Genomic DNA, 17565 nt, shown 5'->3' with positions numbered 1-17565 from the left:
CCTGGCGATCACATCCACGCTGGCATGTTGGTCACCATGGCCAACGACTTCCCCCAACGTCCGCCGCCGCCGCTGCTGGACGATGCCTGTGCGCTGTTCCTGGACGTGGATGGCACCCTTATCGAATTCGCGGACGACCCCGAGTCGGTCGCGCTGCTGCCGGATGTGCGTGAGGCGATCGGGCGCATCAGCGACCGCCTGGATGGCGCGGTCGCGCTGATCAGCGGCCGACCGCTGGCGCAGCTGGACAAGCTGTTTGCGCCCCTGAGCCTGCCCGCCGCCGGCCTGCATGGCCACGAGCTGCGCAACCACGAGCAGCGCGCGCAGAGCAGTGATCCCTCCGCAGATACCAGTGAGTGGCTGCACGCCCTGCACCAGCAGGCGATGCGGTTCGCGCACGGCTACCCCGGCGTGCTCGTTGAAGACAAGGGCCGCAGCCTGGCCCTGCATTGGCGTGGTGCTCCGCATGCCGCCAATGACGTGCGTGCGTTTGCCGAACGGCATATCCGCGGGCATGGCGGCTATCGGCTGCAGCCGGGCGACCATGTGATCGAATTCCTGCCTGAGGGCAGCGACAAGGGGCGTGCGATGCGGCAGCTGATGCTGCAGCCGCCGTTCCGTGATCGCATGCCGGTGTTCGTCGGCGATGACCTCACCGATGAATTCGGCTTCGGCGCGGCCAATGATCTGCATGGCTGGAGCGTGCTGGTCGGTGCGCGCGAGCCGAGCGATGCGGTGTTCTCGCTGCCGACGATACGCAGCGTCCACGCCTGGCTTCGCGAGAATGCCTACTGATGCCTTGACCCCAAGGCCCCCTGACGCCGCGCGCAGGTCTCCCCCACCGGTGTGCCGCCGCGGCATGACACGAGACTTCCTGCATCATGAGCGAACCCGATCTGAATCTGGGCGTGGTCGGCAATGGCAGCTTCGGCGCGCTGATCGACAAGCACGCGCGCGTCGTCTGGAGCTGCCTGCCGACCTTCGACGGCGACCCCACCTTCTGCGCCCTGCTTGGCCCCAATCAACAAGAGGGCGGTGACTTCGGCATCGAGCTGGAGGACATGGTCGAGAGCGAACAGAGCTACCTGACCAACACCGCCATCCTGCGCACCGTGCTGCGCGACAAGCATGGCGGCGCGCTGGAAATCATCGATTTCGCGCCGCGCTGGCGCCAGAACGACCGCTTCTATCGGCCGGTCAGCCTGATCCGCCAGGTCCGCCCGCTGTCCGGCAACCCGCGCATCATCGTGCGCGCCCGGCCACTGGCCGACTGGGGCGCGCGCGTTCCCGATTCGACCTGGGGCAGCAACCACATCCGCTGGGTGCTGCCCGACCACGTGCTGCGCCTGACCACGGATGTGCCGCTGCGCTTCGTGCGCGACGGCCTGCCGTTCGTGCTCAACCATCCGGTGCACCTGGTGCTGGGGGTGGACGAATCGCTCAACCGTTCGCTCAGTGGTTACGTGCAGGAATCCTTCCAGCGCACGCGCGACTACTGGCGCGAATGGGTGCGCTATCTGTCCATCCCGCTGGAATGGCAGGACGCGGTGATCCGCAGCGCGATCACGCTGAAACTGTGCCAGTACGAAGACAGCGGCGCGATCATCGCCGCGATGACGACCTCCATTCCCGAAGCGCCCGGCAGCATCCGCAACTGGGATTATCGCTATTGCTGGCTGCGCGATGCCGCCTTCGTGGTGCGTACGCTGAACCGCCTCGGCGCCACGCGCACGATGGAGCAGTTCCTGGGCTACATCTTCAACCTGGCCACCGCCGATGGCAGCCTGCAGCCGCTGTACGGCATCAGCTTCGAGGCCAAGCTGGAAGAAAGCGAAGTCCCCTCGCTGTCCGGCTACCGCGGCATGGGGCCGGTGCGTCGCGGCAACCTGGCCTGGGTACAGCGCCAGCACGATGTCTACGGCAGCGTGGTGCTTGCCTCCACGCAGCTGTTCTTCGATCGCCGCCTGCAGGACCCGGGCGATGCACACACCTTCGCGCGGCTGGAGCCGCTCGGCGAGCAGGCCTTCACCCTGCATGACGTGCCCGATGCCGGGCTGTGGGAGTTCCGCGGCCGCACCGAAGTGCATACCTACACCAGCGCGATGTGCTGGGCCGCCTGCGACCGCCTGTGCAAGATCGCGGTGCGGCTGAAGCTGGATGACCGCGCCACCTACTGGCGCGAGCGAGCCGACATCATCCATGCGCGGATCATGCGCGACTCGTGGAGCGAAGCGCTCGGGCACTTCACCGATACCTTCGGTGGCCACCGCCTGGATGCCTCGTTGCTGCTGCTGGCCGACATCGGGTTCATCGACGCCACCGACGCACGCTTTGTCGCCACCGTCGAGGCGATCGGCCGCGATCTCAAACATGGCAACGCGCTGTACCGTTACGTGGCGCCGGATGACTTCGGCGAACCGGAAACCAGCTTCACCATCTGCACCTTCTGGTACATCGATGCGCTCGCCGCGATCGGTCGCCTGGATGAAGCGCGCGAGATGTTCGAGATGCTGCTGGAGCGCCGCAATCACCTGGGCCTGCTCTCCGAAGACCTGGCCTTCGACAATGGCGAGGCCTGGGGCAACTTCCCGCAGACCTATTCGCACGTGGGCCTGATCACCGCCGCCATGCGCCTGTCGCGCAGCTGGCAGGAGGCATCATGAGCCGCCTGGTCGTCGTGTCCAACCGGGTCGCCGTTCCCGGTGAATCCCGCGCCGGCGGCCTGGCGGTCGGCCTGCTCGCCGCGCTCAAAGAGCGTGGCGGCCTGTGGTTCGGCTGGAGCGGCAAGTCGGTACGCGACAACAGCGGCGCGCTGCACGAGCAGGTGGACGGTGACATCCGCTACGTCACCATGGACCTCAACAAGCGCGATGTGGACGGCTACTACAACGGCTTCGCCAATCGCACGCTGTGGCCATTGCTGCACTTCCGGCTGGACCTGGTCGACTACGACCGCGGGACGCGCGAAACGTACCGCCGGGTCAACGCGCTGTTCGCCGAGAAACTCGCCCCGCTGCTGCGCGAAGACGACATCGTCTGGATCCACGATTACCACCTGATCCCGCTCGCCTCGCTGCTGCGCGAGCGTGGCATCGGCTGCCGGATCGGCTTCTTCCTGCATGTGCCGATGCCCTCGGCGGACCTGCTGCAGGCCATGCCCGACCACCTGCGGTTGTTCTCCAGCCTGTACGCCTATGACCTGGTCGGCTTCCAGACGCAGCGCGATGCGGACCGTTTCCAGTCCTACGTGCGCCTGTTCGGTGGCGGCCGGGTGCTGCCCGATGGCGAGCTGGAAGCGCCCGGCGGCCGACGCTTCCGCGCCGCGGCCTTCCCGATCGGCATCGATACCGAGTTCATTGCGCGGCAGGCCAAGGCCGGGGCGAACAAGCCAGCGGTCAAGGACCTGCGCGGCAGCCTGCGCAATCGCCAGCTGGCGATCGGCGTGGACCGGCTGGACTACTCAAAGGGCCTGCCCGAACGCTTCCAGGGTTTCGAGCGGTATCTGGAACGCCACCCGGACCAGCATGGCTCGCTCACGTATCTGCAGATCGCCCCGGTATCCCGTGGCGATGTCACCGAGTACCGGCAGCTGCGCGGCCAGCTGGAACAGATCGCCGGGCACATCAACGGCGGGCATGCCGCGCCGGACTGGACCCCGCTGCGCTACGTCAACCAGAATTTCACCCATGCCACCCTGACCGGCTTCTACCGGGCGGCGGCGGTGGGCCTGGTGACCCCGTTGCGCGACGGCATGAACCTGGTGGCCAAGGAATACGTCGCCTCGCAGGATCCGGAGAATCCGGGCGTACTGGTGCTGTCACTGCTGGCCGGCGCTGCCGATGAACTCAAGCAGGCACTGCTGGTCAATCCACATGACCTCGATGGCGTGGCCGATGCGATCGCCACGGCCGCGACGATGCCGCTGAAGAAGCGCGTGGAGCGCTGGCAGGCGATGATGGACCACCTGCGCACCTACGACATCAATCATTGGCGGCAGACGTATCTTCAGGCCCTGGAAGGATGACGCCGCCGGGCTGCGGGAAGCGCGTACGGTAGTGCCGGCCGCTGGCCGGCTCGTCACGATCGTTCAGACGGTCACGGCGCGATCCACGCCAGGGTCGCCATGCGCCCGGTGCGGCGGTCGCGCCGGTGCGAGTAGAACCGCTGCGGATCGGCCAGCGTGCAGTACTGCCCGCCACTGATGCTGGCCGGGTCCAGCCCGGCGGCCTGCAGGCGCCGGCGGGCCAACGCGTACAGGTCGACCTTCCAGTGCCCCGGCCGTGTTGCCACGAACGCCGCCGCAGCGCCCTCGTCGCGCTCCACGAAGGCCTCGAACACGTCCTCGCCGATCTCGTACAGCGCCGGCCCGGCGGCCGGCCCCAGCCACGCCTGCAGCTGCGCGGGCGGGGTCTGCAGGGCGGCCACGGTGGCCTCCAGCATCCCATCGGCCAGCCCGCGCCACCCGGCATGGGCGGCGCCGATCTCACCGCCATCGCGCGCGGCGAACACCACCGGCAGGCAGTCGGCGGTGAGAATCGCCAGCACCACGCCTGGCACCGAGGTCACGGCGGCATCGGCAGTCGGTTCAGCCTCCACACCCGTGGCGGTCGGCGGCGCGGTGAAGCGGCGCACGCCGGTGCCATGCACCTGGCGCAGCCAATGCGGCGCCGAGGGCAGGCCCAGCCCGGGCACCAGCAGGTCACGGTTGCGCTGCACCTGCGCCGGGTCGTCACCATCGGCCGAGTACCGGTTGCCCATGTTGAACTGGTCGAACGGCGCCACCGAACCGCCCGCGCCGAAACGCAGGGTGGTCAGCGCATGGACCCCGCTCGGGGCCTGCCAGTCGGCGCGCAGCACGGGCACGGTGGCGTCCATCAGCGGCGGTTGCGTTCCTGCTCGGCGAAGCGCTTGCTGTCTTCGCGCAGGGCGTGCAGCAGGGCCTGCATGTCAGCCGGCGGCGGCGCGCTGTTGGTGATCTTCTCACCGGTGATCGGGTGCACGAATTCCAGCGTTTCAGCGTGCAGCGCCTGGCGCTTGAAGCCGCGCAGCTCGGCGACCAGTTCATCGCTGGCGCCCTTGGGCAGCTTCAGCGCACCGCCATACAGCTGATCGCCGATGATCGGGTGACGCAGGTGCGCCATGTGCACGCGGATCTGGTGGGTACGGCCGGTTTCCAGGCGGCACTCCAGCGCGGTGTGCGCACGGAAACGCTCGCGCAGGCGGTAATGCGTGATCGCTTCCTTGCCGTCTTCGCGCACGGCCATGCGGATGCGGTCGCGCGGGTGGCGGTCGATGCCGGCGGTCGCGGTGCCGCCGGAGACCAGCGCACCCACCACCACGGCCAGGTACTGGCGGTGCACTTCACGGGCGGAGAGCTGCTCCACCAGTGCGGTCTGCGCCTGGATCGTGCGGGCGATCACCATCACGCCGCTGGTGTCCTTGTCCAGGCGGTGCACGATGCCCGCGCGCGGTAGCACCGACAGCGAGGGGTCGCGGAACAGCAGCGCATTGACCAGGGTACCGGTCGGGTTGCCCGCGCCGGGATGGACCACCAGGCCGACCGGCTTGTTGATCACGAACACGTGCTCGTCCTCGTACAGGACCTCCAGCGGGATGTCCTCCGGCTCGGCATGGGTCTGGGTGTCGAGCACGACATGCAGGCTGGCCACCTCGCCGCCGCGCACCGGGTCGCGCCCGCGCACGGTGTTGCCGTCCAGCAGGACGTCCCCGGACTTGATCCACTCGGTCAGCTTGGACCGGGAGAATTCGGGGAACAGCTCGGCCAGGACCGCGTCGAAACGCCGGCCGGCGGCGGTATCGGGCACGATGGCCTGGCGGGGGGAATCGGAATCAGCAGGGGTATCGGACATGGGGGAACACCGCAATAGGGACAATTTTGGGGTCCGGCCGACCAGTTTCAGTCGCGGGACAGGCCACTAGGCTATCATCGACCCTTCGTATTCCAGCCGCGTCCCGCCCTGACCCCATGATCCGACGCTCCGTTATGCTGTCCGCGCCCGTCCGCCTCGCCGCCCTGATGCTGGTGCTGCTCTTCGTCGCCACCGGCTGTCACCGCGGCACCAAGGGCAAGAATCCGGATGAAGGCCTGCCGGTCGAAACGCTCTATGAGAAGAGCCACAAGCTCATGGAAGGGGGGAACTGGAGCGGTGCCGAAGCCAGCTTCCGCCGCCTGGTAGCCCAGTACCCGTATGGCCCGTACACCGAGCAGGCCATGATCGAGAGCGCCTACGCGCAGTACAAGGCCGGCAAGCACGATGACGCGGTGTCCAGCGTGGACCGCTTCATCCGTACCTACCCGACCCACCGCAACATCGCCTACATGTACTACCTGCGCGGCCTGGCCAATGGCAACCGCGACACGGTCTTCCTGCGCCGCGTCTGGTCGCTGGACCCGAGCCGCCGCGACCTGTCGAGCCCGCGCCAGGCCTATGCCGATTTCACCATCGTCACCGAGCGCTACCCCAACAGCCGCTACGCCGCCGATGCGCGCCAGCGGATGATCGCCCTGCGCGACGTGTTCGCCCAGTACGAGCTGGACAACGCCCTGTACTACCTGCGCCGCGAGGCGTACGTCTCGGCCGCTGGCCGCGCCAACTTCCTGCTGGAGAACTACCCGCAGAGCGCGTTCCAGTACGACGCCGTGGCCGCGCTGGGCGAGGCCTACACCCGCCTGGGCAACAAGACCCTGGCCGACGATGCCCGCCGCGTCCTCGAGCTGAACCAGCCCGACCACCCGTGGCTGCAGGGCAACTGGCCGAAGTATCCGTGGATGGTCCGCAAGCTGAACCCGTTTGCCGGCGAGAAGTCCGCCAGTACCGGTGAACGCAACGCCACGATGAATCGCAAGTAAGAAAAAAAGGCCCCGAAAGGGGCCTTTTCCGTCAAGGGACGTTTCCCAAGCCGCTCCTTTTGGGACTGGCATCTCAACGCCAACGATCCGCGCTATTCAGACTGACACCTCACGGCCACACCCGCCCGCAAGGAGTCTGCATGCTGTTCAAGATCGTCCATCTGCGCGCCGCATCCCTCGTGTTCGTCTCCGCCACCCTCGGCCTCGCCGCCGGTGCAGCCGGTGCAGCCGGTGCAGCCGGTTCCACTGCGCCGTCGCAGGCAGGCGATCTCATCTCGGCCGAGTCCTATCAGGCCAGTTGGGTGCCTTCCCGGGCCGCCCGTGCCTACAAACTGAGCTATCGCACGCCCGACCACCACGGCCACCTGGCCCAAGGCACGGGGCTTCTGTACCTGCCAGCGGGCACTGCCCCCCCGGTGGCTGGCCGGTTGTCTCCTGGGCGCATGGCACCCAGGGCGTTGCCGATCACTGTGCGCCATCGGTTTCCGGTCCCTTCCAGCCCGAGCGCGATGGCCGCTTCCTCGACCAGTTCCTGGCCCGGGGCTACGCCGTGGCAGCCGCGGACTACCAGGGGCTGGGCAGCCCCGGCGAGCATGCTTATCTCCACGTCGGGACCGCTGCGCGCAACACCATCGACATGATCAAGGCCAGCCGTCAGTACCTCGGCCCGGCGACCCTCGCCCCGCGCTGGGTCTCGGTGGGCCACTCCCAGGGAGGGGCGGCCGCGCTCGCCGCCGGCCATATCGGGCCTGGCTACGGCGGCCCGTCGCTGGAATACCGGGGCAGTTTCACCACCGGCACGCCCACCGCCGTGGAACTGACCGCACTGGTGATGAAACCTGACAACCTCACAGCCAATCCCGGCGCGCTCAATGCGTACCACGCCTACCTGCTGGAAGGTCTGCTGCAGCTTGCGCCACACATCGACCAGGTACTGTCCGAACACGGGCGCGCGCGCGTCGCGCTGGCCCGCCAGCACTGCCTGGGTGCCCTGAGCACGCTGTTGGAAGGCGCCAACACCGGCGAGATGTTCAGCGCGCCGCTGTACACCGTGCCTGGCATCTGGACGCTGCTGCACGACTATCTGGGCGTGCCACGGCGCGGCTTCAGCCAGCCATTGATGCTCGGCCACGGGCGCCAGGACCGCGATGTGCCCTATGTCACCACGCTTCTGTACGCCGCTGGCCTGGCGCTGCGCGGGGAACCGGTCGCGTTCCGCGCCTACCCGGTCGATCACCGCGGCACGCTGGACGCAGCGGCAGCCGATGGCCTCGCCTTCGTGCGCGCGCGCCTGGAGGCCGGCGCGCCGGCCTACGACGCGTTGGAAGAAATCACCGCACTGGAAGCGTTGCTGGATACGTCACCGTAACCGGCAATCGCTCCTCGCCAGGCAGCTCAGCCCTTGTACCCGTTACTGATCGGGTACCGCCGCTCACGCCCGAACGCCCGGCGCGAGACCTTCGGCCCCGGGGCTGCCTGGTGGCGCTTCCACTCGCTGGTGCGCACCAGGCGCAGCACACGGTCCACCACCTCGGCGGCGTAGCCGGCGGCCACGATCTCCTCGCGTGACTGCTCCTGGTCCACGTAGCGGTACAGGATGCCGTCCAGCACGTCATAGGCCGGCAGCGAATCCTGGTCGGTCTGGTTGGCGCGCAGCTCGGCCGAGGGCGGGCGGGAAATCACCGCCGGTGGGATCACCGGCGCACCGCCTACGGTGTTGCGCCACTTGGACAAGCCGAACACCTCGGTCTTGTACAGGTCCTTCAGCGGCGCATAGCCACCGCACATGTCGCCGTAGATGGTGGCGTAGCCGACCGCATACTCGCTCTTGTTGCCGGTGGTCAGCAGCAGCCCGCCGAACTTGTTGGACAGCGCCATCAGGATCACGCCGCGGCTGCGCGACTGCAGGTTCTCTTCGGTCACATCCGCCGCCTGCCCCTCGAACATCGGGCCGAGCGCGGCCATCAGGCCCTCGAACACCGGCTCGATCGAGACCGCTTCCAGCGTCACGCCCAGCGCGCGGCACTGTTCGGCCGCCAGGTCGTTGGACATGTCCGCCGTGTAGCGCGACGGCAGCCGCACCGCGGTGACGTTGGCCGCGCCCAGCGCGTCCACCGCCATCGCCAGCACCAAGGCCGAATCGATGCCGCCGGACAGGCCGAGCCAGACCTTCTTGAAGCCGTTCTTGCGGCAGTAATCCTGGATACCGCGGGTCACCGCGCGCCAGGCCAGCGCATCCATGCTTTCGTCGCCGTCGTCGATCCACTCGCGCGGCAGGAAGCGGCGCGCACCCGCGTCGTAATCCACGACCAGCCACTGGTCGGTGAAGGCCGCGGCAGCCGGGTGCACCGTGCCATCCCCATCGGCGACCACCGAGGCGCCATCGAACACCAGCGCGTCCTGGCCGCCCACCACGTTGAGGTAGGCGATCGCGGCCCCGCTCTCACGGGTACGCTCGGCCAGCAGCGCGTCGCGCTGGGCGTGCTTGCCGCGCTCATACGGGGAGGCATTGGGCACGACCACCAGCTGTGCGCCGGCGCGGACGGTATCGGCCAGTGGTTCGGCGAACCACAGGTCCTCGCAGACCAGTACACCGACCGGCACGCCCTTCAGTTCGAACACGCAGCTGCCGCCGTCCGGATCGACATCGAAATAACGGCGCTCATCGAACACCGCGTAGTTGGGCAGCTCGCGCTTGCGGTAGGTGTGCTCGACCTTGCCGTTGCGCAGCACGCTGGCCGCGTTGTAGACCACCGCGCCGGCGGCCTGGGGCCAACCGACCACGGCCGCGATTCCCGTGGTGGCCGCCGCGATGCGCTCCAGCGCCTGCTGGCAGTCGTACAGGAAGCCCGGGCGCAGCAGCAGATCCTCCGGCGGGTAGCCACTGATCGCCAGCTCGGGGAACACCACCAGCTCGGCACCGTACTCATCGCGCGCCTCGGCGATCATCGCGATGATGTTGTCGGTGTTCTGCGCCACCGCGCCAACCGGGAAATCGAACTGCGCCAGGGCAATGCGGAGCGACGTCATGGGGTTCCAGCCTGTAGGTGTACTGCGCTCATTGTAGTGCCGGCCGCTGGCCGGCAACCACGCATTCGGCGGCAGCACGATGCGGCGCCGGCCAGCGGCCGGGACTACGTGGTGTGCGTACCGGACAACCGTGGGGACCTACCGGTCCCGGTGTTGCCTTGAACGCAGAAAGGCCGCCCGGAGGCGGCCTTTCTGTTTAATGCAGCCGACCAACGGTCGGCTCTACCGGTAGCTGACCAACGGTCGGCTCTACCGGTAGCTGACCAACGGTCGGCTCTACCGGCAGCTGACCAACGGTCGGCTCTACCGGCAGCTGACCAACGGTCAGCTCTACCTACGCGTCGGCCGCGGTGCGGCCGGCGGTTTATTTCACCAGCTTGGCGATGGCAGCGCCCAGGTCGCCCGGCGAACGGACGGTCACGACGCCAGCAGCTTCCATGGCGGCGAACTTGCCTTCGGCGGTGCCCTTGCCGCCCGATGCGATCGCACCGGCGTGGCCCATGCGCTTGCCGGCCGGAGCCGAGGCGCCCGCGATGAAACCGACGACCGGCTTCTTCACGTGGTTCTTGATGTACTCGGCACCGGCTTCTTCAGCGTCACCGCCGATTTCGCCGACCATGATGATGCCTTCGGTCTGCGGATCTTCGTTGAACAGCTTCAGGCAGTCGACGAAGTTCAGGCCGTTGATCGGGTCACCACCGATGCCGATGCAGGTGGACTGGCCCAGGCCGACTTCGGTGGTCTGCTTGACCGCTTCATAGGTCAGGGTGCCCGAACGCGACACGATGCCGATCTTGCCCGGCTGGTGGATGTGGCCCGGCATGATGCCGATCTTGCACTCACCCGGGGTGATGACGCCCGGGCAGTTCGGCCCGATCAGCACGGTGTCCGGATGCGAACGGGTCAGCACGTTCTTGACGCGCAGCATGTCCAGCACCGGGATGCCTTCGGTGATGCACACGATGACCTGGATGCCGGCAGCCGCCGCTTCCAGGATCGCATCAGCCGCGTACGGCGGCGGCACGTAGATGACCGAAGCGTTGGCGCCGGTGCTCTGCACGGCGTCGGCAACGGTGTTGAAGACCGGCAGGTCGATGTGGGTGGTGCCGCCCTTGCCGGGGGTCACGCCGCCAACAACCTGGGTGCCGTACTCGATCATCTGAGTGGCGTGGAAGGTGCCCTGCTGGCCGGTGAAGCCCTGCACGATCACCTTGGTGTTCTTGTTAATCAAAACAGACATGGGAATTCCTTGGTGTCGGGATCAGGCGGCGTTCTTGACAGCTTCAACGATCTTCTTGGCGCCATCGTTGATGTTGTCAGCCGGGATGATGGCCATGCCGCTGTCGCGCAGCAGCTGCTTGCCTTCTTCCACGTTGGTGCCTTCCAGGCGCACCACGACCGGAACCTTGACGCCCACTTCCTTCACGGCGGCGATGATGCCTTCGGCAATCATGTCGCAGCGGACGATGCCGCCGAAGATGTTGACGAAGATGCCTTCGACCTTGTCCGAGGACAGGATCAGCTTGAAGGCTTCAATGACACGCTGCTTGTTCGCACCGCCGCCCACGTCGAGGAAGTTCGCCGGCTCGCCGCCGTTGAGCTTGATGACGTCCATGGTGGCCATGGCCAGGCCGGCGCCGTTGACCATGCAGCCGATGTTGCCGTCCATGGTGACGTAGTTGATGTCCAGCTCCGAAGCGATCACTTCGGTCGGATCTTCCTGGGTCTTGTCGCGCATGGCGACCAGGGCCTTCTGGCGGAACGCGGCGTTGTCGTCGCTGTCGAACTTGCCGTCCAGCGCGTACAGGTTGCCGTCGTCCAGGATGGCCAGCGGGTTGATTTCAACCAGGGCCAGGTCCTTTTCGTTGAACAGGCGGTACAGGTTCACCATGATGTTGGCGAACTGGCCGGCCTGCTTGGCGGTCAGGCCCAGCTTGAAGCCGAAATCACGGCCGTGGTAACCCTGCACGCCTTCAACGAAATCAACGTTGAGCGAGTGGATCAGCTCGGGGGTTTCAGCGGCGACCTGCTCGATCTCCACGCCGCCTTCCGAAGAGGCGATGTAGGTGATGGTCTTGGTGCCACGGTCAACCAGCACCGACAGGTACAGTTCCTTGACGATCTCGCCAGCGGTGGTCACCAGCACCAGGTTGACCGGCAGTTCAACGCCGGCGGTCTGGTAGGTGGCCATCTTGGTGCCGAGCATCTTGGCCGCAGCGGCCTTCACGTCGTCGGTGGTCTTGCAGAACTTGACGCCGCCAGCCTTGCCGCGGCCGCCAGCGTGGATCTGCGCCTTGACCATCCAGGGGCCCTGGCCCAGGGCGTTGGCAGCGTCAACCGCTTCGTCCGGGGTAGCCGCGACCTTGCCGGCCGGAACGGGAATGCCGTACTCGGCAAGCAGCTGTTTTGACTGGTATTCGTGGAAATTCATGCGTCACCGTGGGAATAGGAACGACCGCACGCATCTCCAAGGCTCCCTCACGGGGGCGCCGGTAAGGACCGCGGCGGGCCCACTATTGTGGACGACCCGGCGCGCAGGCGCAAAGAAGTCAGTGGCAAGACACCGGCCAGGCACCGTTTCCGGCGCAATTTCAGACAGTTGCGGCAGGTGCCGGAAACAGCCACCCGGGTCGCCCGCGGCACGCCCGCGCAGCCTGCAGGCACCCGCACGCGGTCCGGCCTTCACACACCCCGCCCCGGCCACCGGCCCCCAAACCCGGCCGGACCCCCTACACTGCCCCCATGCCAGAAGGGGAGTTCCGGCGTGTCACCCAGTGCTTCATTGATCGACCGCATCGAATCGATACCGCGGCGCGAGCTGTATTTCTTCGCGCTGTACCGCCTGCTGATGGCCACCGTCATCGGCGCGCTGCTGTTCAGCCCGCTGAGCGGACTGGTGGGAACCGCCGACCACCCCCGGCTGGCGACCTTCGTGGCCAGCGGCTATCTGGCGGTGGCCGTGCTGGTGCTGCTGTTCGGCCGCAACGAGCGCTGGCTGCGCACCATCGTGGTGTGGAGCGTGGCCGCCGACATCATCGCCGCCACCCTGCTCGCCCATGCCCTGCCCGGGGCCAGCGCGGGCATCTCGATGTCGTTGCTGTTCAACGTCGCCGCCGCCGCGACGCTGCTCCCATTGAGCATGGGGCTGGGCCTGGCCGCGGCCGCCAGTGCCGCCACCGCCGGCGAGTATCTCTGGAAACAGATCGAAGGCGGCGACCCGACCCGCACGCTGGCCGAACTGGCCATGTTCGTCACCAGCTACCTGGCCATCGCCTTCATCAGTTACCAGGTCGGCAACCGCGCCCGCATGAACCAGCAACTGGCCAACCAGCGCGGCGATGAAGTGGCCAACCTGTTCCAGATCAACGAACTGATCATCCGCCGCATGCGCACCGGCGTGATCGTGGTGGACGGGGCCAACCGCATCACGCTGGCCAACGAAGCGGCCTCCACCCTGCTTGGCGATGCCGACGGCAACAGTGGCAGCGGCCGGCTGGAACTGGGCAGTGCCGCGCCCGAGCTGAGCCGCCGGCTGCTGCGCTGGCGCAATGGCTGGACCAATGAAGAGATGCCCCTGCAGCTCTCGCCGGACCAACCCGAAGTACAGCCACGCTTCGCCCGCCTGCTGGCCGGCAGCGACCTCACCCTGGTGTTCCTGGATGACTCGACCGTGGTCTCGCGGCGTGCCGAGTCCTTGACGCTCTCGGCGATGGGACGGTTCTCGGCCAGCCTGGCCCATGAGATCCGCAACCCGCTGGCGGCGATCAACTACGCCGCGCAGCTGCTGGAAGAATCCACCGATATCGGCGACACCGACCGCCGCCTGCTGCAGATCATCAACCAGCAATGCCAGCGCACCAACGGCATCGTCGAAAGCGTGCTCGGGCTGGCACGGCGCGAACGCGCCAACCCGGAGAACGTGGACCTGGCCGCGTTCGTGCGCCGCTTCGTACTGGAGTACAAGCAGGGCCTGTCACTGGAAACCGACAGCGTGGAACCGATCATCAGCGAGACCTCGGTGCACGCGCTGGTCGATCCGCGCCACCTGCACCAGATCCTCACCGTGCTGGTCCACAACGCGCTCAAATACGGCCGCGTGGCCGATGAGCCGGCCCGCGTGCGGCTGCGCGTGGCGCGCCAGGAGCGCACCGCCATCATCGATGTGATGGACCGTGGCCCGGGCATTCCCGAGACGGTCGCCAGCCAGTTGTTCCGTCCCTTCTTCACCACCTCCGAGCACGGCACCGGGCTGGGCCTGTATATCGCCCGCGAGCTGTGCCGCGCCAACCAGGCACGGCTGGAGTACGTCTCGGTGCCTGCCGGTGGCGCCTGTTTCCGGCTCGTGCTGGCCGGCCCGCACACGATGATGGCCGGATGAGCGGCGCATACCCGGTCGCCTCCGTCAAACATTTGTCGCCAATGACCGCCCTCGGCTATCTTCCTTCCTTATGAATGACACCCGCAGCGCCCTCGTCGTCGATGACGAGCGTGACATCCGCGAACTGCTGGTACTGACCCTGGGCCGCATGGGCCTGCGCATCAGCACCGCGGCCAACCTCGCCGAAGCCCGTGAACTGCTGGCCAGCAACCCGTACGACCTGTGCATCACCGACATGCGCCTGCCCGACGGCAACGGCATCGAGCTGGTCACCGAGATCGCGCAGCACTACCCGCGCACGCCGGTGGCGATGATCACTGCCTTCGGCAGCATGGACCTGGCGGTGGAAGCCCTGAAGGCCGGCGCCTTCGATTTCGTCAGCAAGCCGGTCGACATCTCGGTGCTGCGCGGCCTGGTCAAGCACGCGCTGGAACTCAACAACACCGAGCGCCCCGCCCCTGCACCGCTCGCCCCGGAACAGGCCGCACGCCTGCTCGGCGACTCACCTTCGATGGATGTGCTGCGCGCCACCATCGGCAAGGTCGCGCGCAGCCAGGCGCCGGTCTACATCCTTGGCGAATCCGGCGTCGGCAAGGAACTGGTCGCGCGCACGATCCACGCGCAGAGCGCCCGCGCGCCCGGCGCCTTCGTGCCGGTCAACTGCGGTGCCATTCCGTCAGAGCTGATGGAAAGCGAGTTCTTTGGCCACAAGAAGGGCAGCTTCAGTGGCGCGCATGCCGACAAGCCCGGCCTGTTCCAGGCGGCGCATGGCGGCACCCTGTTCCTGGATGAGGTGGCCGAACTGCCGCTGCAGATGCAGGTCAAGCTGCTGCGCGCGATCCAGGAGAAATCGATCCGTCCGGTCGGCGCCGCCACCGAGGTACCGGTGGACGTGCGCATCCTCTCGGCCACGCACAAGGACCTGGGCGAGCTGGTCGAGGACGGCCGCTTCCGCCACGACCTGTACTACCGCATCAACGTGATCGAACTGCGCGTGCCGCCACTGCGCGAACGCCGCAGCGACCTGCCCGCACTCGCCGCCTCGATCCTGGCCAGGCTGGCCCGCACCCACGGCCGCCCGACCCCGCTGCTGGCGCCCTCGGCGCTGGACGCCCTGGCCCAGTACCACTTCCCGGGCAACGTGCGCGAGCTGGAGAACATCCTCGAGCGTGCCCTGGCGCTTGCCGAGGAAGACCGCATCGGTGCCAGCGACCTGCGCCTGCCCCAGCACGCCCCGCGCTTCGGGGCCGGCAGCGCGCCCGCCACCCAGGAAGAAGCCGTGGTCGACCTGCCGGCCGGCAACGGCGCCCTGCCCTCCTATATCGAACAGATGGAGCGCACCGCGATCCAGAAGGCGCTGGAAGAAAACCGCTGGAACAAGACGCGTACCGCAGCCCAGCTGGGCATCACCTTCCGGGCGCTGCGCTACAAACTGAAAAAGCTCGGCATGGAGTAGCGCCACCCCATGGGTGGCGACCCAGCATCCGCCAGCCCAGAACCAGAAAGGCCCGCTTGCGCGGGCCTTTCCGTATCAGCCAACCGCGCTGATCAATCCTTGGTGACCCGGTTGATCTCCGCCAGACCCGTCACCCCGGCAGCGGCCTTGGCCAACGCGGACTGGCGCAGATCGTTCACCCCGGCCTGCTGCGCGGCCTCGGCGATCTGCAGTGCATTGCCACCGCCAGCACGATCGTGGAGATCTTCGTCGGTCATCGGCATCACCTGGTAGATACCGGTACGGCCCTTGTAGCCTTCGGTGCACTCATCGCAGCCGACCGGCTCGAACAGCGTTGATGCTCCGCGTCCAGCTGGGCCTGGGTGAAGCCTTCGGCCAGCAGCGCGTTGGCCGGCAGCTCACCGGGCGCTTGCAGTGGTTGCATAGCCGGCGCGCCAGGCGCTGTGCGATCACCAGGGTCACCGAGCTGGTGATGTTGTACGGGGCGATGCCCATGTTCATCAGGCGCGCGATGGTCTGGGCGCATCATTGGTATGCAGCGTAGAGAGCACCATGTGGCCCGTCTGCGCCGCTTGATCGCGAGTTCGGCCGTTCCAGGTCGCGGATTTCGCCGACCATGATGATGTCCTGATCCTGGCGCAGGAACGAGCGCAGCGCCGCGGCGAAGGTCATGCCGCGCTTGACGTTCTGCTGCACCTGGTTGACGCCGGGCAGGCGGATTTCGACCGGTCTTCGGCGGTGGAAATGTTGCGCGTCTCATCGTTGAGGATGCCCAGGGCGGTATACAGCGACACCGTCTTGCCCGAGCCGGTCGGGCCGGTGACCAGCACCATGCCGTAGGGCTTGTGGATCGCATCCAGGAACAGCTTCTGCTGCGCCGGCTCATACCCGAGCTTGTCGATGCCCAGTTTGGCGGCACTGCCATCGAGGATACGCAGCACCACCTTCTCGCCGAACAGGGTCGGCAACGTACTGACGCGGAAGTCGATCTGGCGGGTCTTGGAGAGGTTGAGCTTGATGCGCCCATCCTGCGGCACCCGCTTCTCGGCGATATCCAGCTGCGCCATCACCTTCAGGCGCGCGGCGATGCGCTGGTTGAGCTTGACCGGGGCCTTGGCCACGTTCTTGAGCAGACCATCGATGCGCAGGCGCACGCGATAGTCGTCTTCGTAGGGTTCGAAATGGATGTCCGAGGCGCCCTTGCGGATGGCGTCGATCAGGACCTTGTTGATGAATTTGACGACCGGGGTGTCATCGCCCTTGGCGTCGATCCCCGCATCGGTGGTACCGCTTTCCTCGTCGCCGGCCGAGACATCCAGGTCGCCCATATCATCATCGCCGCCGCCCAGCGCCGAGCCCAGGGTGTCCTGGCTGGTCTGCCACTGCTCCAGCGTGCGGCGGATCTGTTCCTCGTCCACCAGGATCGGCTCGACCACCAGGTTGGTGTGGAACTTGATCTCATCCAGCGAATGGGTCGGGTTGCTGGTGCCCACGAACAGCCTGCCGCCGCGCTTGAACAGCGGCAGCACGTGGTGCTTGCGCAGCAACTCCTCGCTCACCAGCTTCATGGCGTTGTGGCTGCTGTCGAACGCGGACACGTCCAGCAGCGGCATGCCGAACTCCAGCGCGTTGGCGGCAGCCAGCTGCGCGGCGGTGACGAGCTTCTTCTCCGCGAACCACTGCGGCAGCGGCTGCCGGGCGGCGGTGGCGTCGGCCATGGCGGTGCGGGCGGCGGCCTCGTCCAGCGCGCCGTCCTGGACCAGGCGGCGGGCAATGCCGGTGATGCCGACGAGGTTGGCGGTGGCGGCGACAGTGTGCATTGAATGGGCT

11 protein-coding genes and 2 pseudogenes are annotated in these 17565 nt (G+C 67.3%); 7 read left to right on the top strand and 6 right to left on the bottom strand.

The features are described from left to right. Positions 1-36 precede the first annotated feature (36 nt). From otsB to otsA, 3 genes are all read left to right on the top strand, one after another. The gene (otsB, locus tag POS15_RS01365; RefSeq protein WP_070427450.1) at positions 37-795 is read left to right on the top strand and encodes a trehalose-phosphatase; all 759 of its coding nucleotides are present in this window, start codon (positions 37-39) and stop codon (positions 793-795) included. Positions 796-881: 86 nt separating this feature from the next. Further along, positions 882-2663, top strand: coding sequence for a glycoside hydrolase family 15 protein (locus POS15_RS01360; RefSeq protein ID WP_070471236.1), 1782 nt, complete (start codon positions 882-884; stop codon positions 2661-2663). After that, complete coding sequence (gene otsA, locus POS15_RS01355; protein WP_284128842.1) at positions 2660-4024, top strand: alpha,alpha-trehalose-phosphate synthase (UDP-forming); 1365 nt, start codon at positions 2660-2662, stop codon at positions 4022-4024. Before POS15_RS01360 ends, otsA begins: the two co-directional genes overlap by 4 nt. A 71-nt stretch (positions 4025-4095) precedes the next feature. On the opposite strand, the gene pgeF is transcribed toward otsA, so the two are convergent. Both pgeF and rluD read right to left on the bottom strand, forming a co-directional pair. After that, the gene (gene pgeF, locus POS15_RS01350; protein ID WP_019183948.1) at positions 4096-4875 is read right to left on the bottom strand and encodes a peptidoglycan editing factor PgeF; all 780 of its coding nucleotides are present in this window, start codon (positions 4873-4875) and stop codon (positions 4096-4098) included. Continuing rightward, positions 4875-5870, bottom strand: a complete 996-nt coding sequence (gene rluD, locus POS15_RS01345; protein ID WP_046273842.1) for a 23S rRNA pseudouridine(1911/1915/1917) synthase RluD — start codon at positions 5868-5870, stop codon at positions 4875-4877. Before rluD ends, pgeF begins: the two co-directional genes overlap by 1 nt. Before the next feature lie 116 nt (positions 5871-5986). Between rluD and POS15_RS01340 the strand changes: the two genes are divergently transcribed. Both POS15_RS01340 and POS15_RS01335 read left to right on the top strand, forming a co-directional pair. Continuing rightward, positions 5987-6871, top strand: a complete 885-nt coding sequence (locus tag POS15_RS01340) for an outer membrane protein assembly factor BamD (RefSeq protein ID WP_026069896.1) — start codon at positions 5987-5989, stop codon at positions 6869-6871. A gap of 140 nt (positions 6872-7011) precedes the next feature. Then, positions 7012-8240 (top strand): annotated as a pseudogene (locus POS15_RS01335) (lipase family protein). A gap of 26 nt (positions 8241-8266) precedes the next feature. Here the strand turns inward: POS15_RS01335 and POS15_RS01330 are convergent. The 3 genes from POS15_RS01330 to sucC all read right to left on the bottom strand — a co-directional run bounded on the left by POS15_RS01330 (position 8267) and on the right by sucC (position 12332). Then, positions 8267-9901: an NAD+ synthase gene (locus POS15_RS01330; RefSeq protein WP_284128841.1), complete on the bottom strand. Its 1635-nt coding sequence runs from the start codon at positions 9899-9901 to the stop codon at positions 8267-8269. A 364-nt stretch (positions 9902-10265) separates the two neighbouring features. Then, positions 10266-11141: a succinate--CoA ligase subunit alpha gene (gene sucD, locus POS15_RS01325; protein WP_019183943.1), complete on the bottom strand. Its 876-nt coding sequence runs from the start codon at positions 11139-11141 to the stop codon at positions 10266-10268. 21 nt (positions 11142-11162) lie between these two features. After that, positions 11163-12332, bottom strand: a complete 1170-nt coding sequence (gene sucC / locus POS15_RS01320; protein ID WP_019183942.1) for an ADP-forming succinate--CoA ligase subunit beta — start codon at positions 12330-12332, stop codon at positions 11163-11165. 333 nt (positions 12333-12665) lie between these two features. On the opposite strand from sucC, the gene POS15_RS01315 reads away from it, so the two are divergent. Further along, positions 12666-14279, top strand: coding sequence for an ATP-binding protein (locus POS15_RS01315; protein WP_284128840.1), 1614 nt, complete (start codon positions 12666-12668; stop codon positions 14277-14279). Between the two features lie 70 nt (positions 14280-14349). After that, a complete protein-coding gene (locus tag POS15_RS01310; protein WP_046273839.1) occupies positions 14350-15735 on the top strand; it encodes a sigma-54 dependent transcriptional regulator in 1386 nt (461 codons plus the stop codon). A gap of 92 nt (positions 15736-15827) precedes the next feature. On the opposite strand, the pseudogene pilB reads toward POS15_RS01310, so the two are convergent. Next, a pseudogene (gene pilB, locus POS15_RS01305) lies at positions 15828-17555 on the bottom strand (type IV-A pilus assembly ATPase PilB). Positions 17556-17565 lie beyond the last annotated feature (10 nt).

This window comes from Stenotrophomonas sp. BIO128-Bstrain, from assembly GCF_030128875.1.
GTDB classification, from domain to species: domain Bacteria; phylum Pseudomonadota; class Gammaproteobacteria; order Xanthomonadales; family Xanthomonadaceae; genus Stenotrophomonas; species Stenotrophomonas bentonitica_A.
This window is presented reverse-complemented; position numbering and strand designations above follow the sequence as displayed.

Coding starts and splice junctions, on each gene's coding strand:
- pgeF (WP_019183948.1), bottom strand. CDS start 4,875: ATGGACGCCACCGTGCCCGTGCTGCGCGCCGACTGGCAGGCCCCGAGC.
- POS15_RS01310 (WP_046273839.1), top strand. CDS start 14,350: ATGAATGACACCCGCAGCGCCCTCGTCGTCGATGACGAGCGTGACATC.
- POS15_RS01360 (WP_070471236.1), top strand. CDS start 882: ATGAGCGAACCCGATCTGAATCTGGGCGTGGTCGGCAATGGCAGCTTC.
- otsA (WP_284128842.1), top strand. CDS start 2,660: ATGAGCCGCCTGGTCGTCGTGTCCAACCGGGTCGCCGTTCCCGGTGAA.
- POS15_RS01340 (WP_026069896.1), top strand. CDS start 5,987: ATGATCCGACGCTCCGTTATGCTGTCCGCGCCCGTCCGCCTCGCCGCC.
- sucC (WP_019183942.1), bottom strand. CDS start 12,332: ATGAATTTCCACGAATACCAGTCAAAACAGCTGCTTGCCGAGTACGGC.
- otsB (WP_070427450.1), top strand. CDS start 37: ATGGCCAACGACTTCCCCCAACGTCCGCCGCCGCCGCTGCTGGACGAT.
- POS15_RS01330 (WP_284128841.1), bottom strand. CDS start 9,901: ATGACGTCGCTCCGCATTGCCCTGGCGCAGTTCGATTTCCCGGTTGGC.
- rluD (WP_046273842.1), bottom strand. CDS start 5,870: ATGTCCGATACCCCTGCTGATTCCGATTCCCCCCGCCAGGCCATCGTG.
- sucD (WP_019183943.1), bottom strand. CDS start 11,141: ATGTCTGTTTTGATTAACAAGAACACCAAGGTGATCGTGCAGGGCTTC.